The following is a 2,713-nucleotide window of genomic DNA, read 5'->3' as shown; positions in this document are numbered from 1 at the left end:
GCCGCGGCCGGCGCGGTGGCCGCCGCCGGCCCGTCCGCGCCGCTGCCGGCCACCCTGCTCGGCGGTCTCACCGTCGTGCTCGTCTTCGCCGGGCTCGGCACGGTCCTCGGCGCACCCGAGGTCCGTGACCCGGTGCGCGCCCTCCTCCGGGCCGCGGGTCCGGTCACCCAGGCTGCTGAGAGGAAGCCCCATGGACGCTGAACCGGCCCGTGGCCCCGCCCTGCCCGCCCAGCCGCACCCGGCCCGGTCGGCGCCGTGGATCCTGATGTACCACTCGATCACCCACGAGGAGCACGACCCGTACCTGCTCACCGTCAGCCCGGAGCGGTTCGCCGCGCAGATGGCCTGGCTGGCCCGGAGCGGCCGGCGCGGGGTGAGCGTCCGCGAACTCCTCCGGGCCCGGGCCGCGGGCGCCGCCGCCCGGCTGGTCGGGCTGACCTTCGACGACGGCTACGCGGACTTCGCCCGGTACGCCGTGCCGGTGCTGCGCCGGCACGGCTTCACCGCGAGCGCCTACGTGGTGCCCGATCTGCTCGGCGGCCACAACGGCTGGGACCCGGACGGCCCGCGCAAGCCGCTGCTCACCGTCGACCAGGTGGTCGAACTCGCCGCCGCGGGATGGGAGATCGGCTCGCACGGGCTCTCCCACCGCAGGCTGCCTGGGCTGTCCGCGGACGAGCTCGCCGACCAGGCCCGCGGCAGCCGGCGGGCCCTGGAGCAGTTGGTCGGCGGCCCGGTGACCGGCTTCTGCTACCCGTACGGGGCGGTCGACCGGCCCGCCGCGGAGGCCGTCCGTGACGCCGGGTACCAGTACGCCTGTGCCATCGAGCACGGCGAGCTCACCGGCAGGTTCGCGCTGCCGCGCTGCTACGTCGGCGACCGCGACGGCGCGCTGCGGCTGCTCGCCAAGCAGGGCCGGCACCACTGGCGGGACGCCGTGACCGGACTGCGCGGTGCCGCCCCGGTGCCCGCCGCCCGCCAGGAGGCCGTCCGATGAAGGTCCTGCACGTGGTCACCGGCCTCGCCGCGGGCGGCGCCGAGCGCCAGCTGCACCTGCTGCTGCGCCACCTGCCCGACCGCCACCACTGCGAGGTGGCCACCCTCACCAACCCGGGCACGGTCGCCGAGGCGCTGCGCGCGGACGGCTTCGCCGTGCACGAGCTGGACATGCGCGGCAACCGTGACCTCGCGGTGCTGCCGCGGCTCACCCGGCTGATCCGCAGCCGGCGCTACCAGGCCGTGCACACCCACCTCTACCGGGCCGGGCTGTACGGCCGGCTCGCCGCCCGGCTGGCCGGCGTGCGGACGGTGCTGGCCACCGAGCACTCGCTGCACCCCGGGGTGATCGAGGGCCGGCCGGCCGGCCGCGGGGTCCGGGCGCTCTACCTGGCCGCCGAGCGCCTCGGCCGGACGACCGTCGCCGTCTCCGGACAGGTCGCCGCGACCCTGCACGACTGGGGCGTGCCGCCGCACCGGGTCCACCTGCTGCCCAACGGCATCGACGCCGCCGGGTACGCCGTGCCGGCCCGCACCCGGGCCGCCGTGCGGGCCCGACTCGGCCTGCCGGAGCGGGCGTTCACGGTCGGCGCGGTGGGCCGGCTGGTGCCCGGCAAGCGGTTCGAGGTGCTGGTGGAGGCGGTGGCCGCGCTGGCCGCCCGGCCCGGCCCGGACACCCGGTTGCTGCTGGTGGGGGAGGGGCCGGAACGCGCCGCCCTGGAGGCGCAGGCCGCCCGCGCCGGGGTGGCCGCCGTCTTCACCGGCGAACGCGACGACGTCCCCGAGCTGCTCGCCGCCATGGACGTGCTGGCGGCCCCCTCGACCGAGGAGACCTTCGGGCTGACGGTGCTGGAGGCACTGGCGGCGGGCCTGCCGGTGCTGCGCACCGCCTGTCCGGCCCTGGACGCGCTCGGCCCGGACGCCGCCCCCGCCGCCCACCGGCTGCCGTCCACCGCCGGGGCCTACACCGAGGCCCTGGACGGGCTGCGCGCCGCACCGCCGCGCCGGCTCCCGCCGCCGCCCGCCGTCCACCACTACGACATCGCGCGGATCGCCGCCGAACTCGCCGACCTCTACGACCGGCTCGGCCCCGCCCGCACCGCGCCGCCCCGGCCGGCAGCCCTGCGGGCCTGAACGCGCGACACCACCGACCGAGCCAAGGAGTTCCGATGTCCGAACCGCGCCGATCCGTCCGGGCCGCCGTCCGCCGCTGGTGGCCGGTGGCCGTCGCCGTCCCGCTGGGCGCCGCCGCCGGCGCCGGCTACGCCGCCGTCGCACCCACCGCCTACACCGCCAACTCCTACGTGGTGGTGGTCGCGCAGAACCCGGGGGAGGGTGCCACCGCGGTCAACTTCGCCCAGGCGTACGGCCGGCTCGCGGGGCAGCCGCAGGTGCTGGTCGCGGCCGCCGCGAAGACCGGCCGCACCGTCTCCGCCCTGTCGGACAGCGTCCGGGGCACCACCTCGCCGGACGCCCCGATGATCGAGATCACCGGCACCGGCCGGCGCGCCGCCGACGCGGTGCGGGCGGCCGACGCGGTGGCGACCTCGCTGATCGCCTTCGCCAACACCAGCAGCCAGGACACCGGCGTCAAGCTCGTCCCGCTGGCCAGGGCCGCCTCCCCGGACGGCCCCTCCTCGCCGTCCGCGGCCCTGGACACCGCGGTCGGCGGCGCGGCCGGCGTGCTGGTCGGCGCCCTCGCCATGGCCGCCCGGCG

4 protein-coding genes are annotated in these 2,713 nt (G+C 78.3%); all 4 read left to right on the top strand.

Going from position 1 to position 2,713, the window contains the following annotated elements; genetic code table 11:
- On the top strand, positions 1–201 hold a 201-nt coding region (locus tag ABZ641_RS32145), incomplete at its 5' end, for a hypothetical protein (protein WP_359987540.1).
- Positions 191–997: a polysaccharide deacetylase family protein gene (locus ABZ641_RS32140; RefSeq protein WP_359987539.1), complete on the top strand. Its 807-nt coding sequence runs from the start codon at positions 191–193 to the stop codon at positions 995–997. The genes ABZ641_RS32145 and ABZ641_RS32140, both read left to right, overlap by 11 nt.
- Positions 994–2,130, top strand: a complete 1,137-nt coding sequence (locus ABZ641_RS32135) for a glycosyltransferase (RefSeq protein ID WP_344621933.1) — start codon at positions 994–996, stop codon at positions 2,128–2,130. Before ABZ641_RS32140 ends, ABZ641_RS32135 begins: the two co-directional genes overlap by 4 nt.
- A gap of 35 nt (positions 2,131–2,165) precedes the next feature.
- The coding region (locus ABZ641_RS32130) for a hypothetical protein (protein ID WP_359987537.1) at positions 2,166–2,713 on the top strand (548 nt) is incomplete at its 3' end.

The sequence above is a fragment of the Kitasatospora sp. NPDC007106 genome (genome assembly GCF_040634455.1).
GTDB lineage: Bacteria > Actinomycetota > Actinomycetes > Streptomycetales > Streptomycetaceae > Kitasatospora > Kitasatospora arboriphila.
Note: the sequence above shows the minus strand (reverse complement) of the source record. Positions and strands in the feature narration are given on the sequence as shown.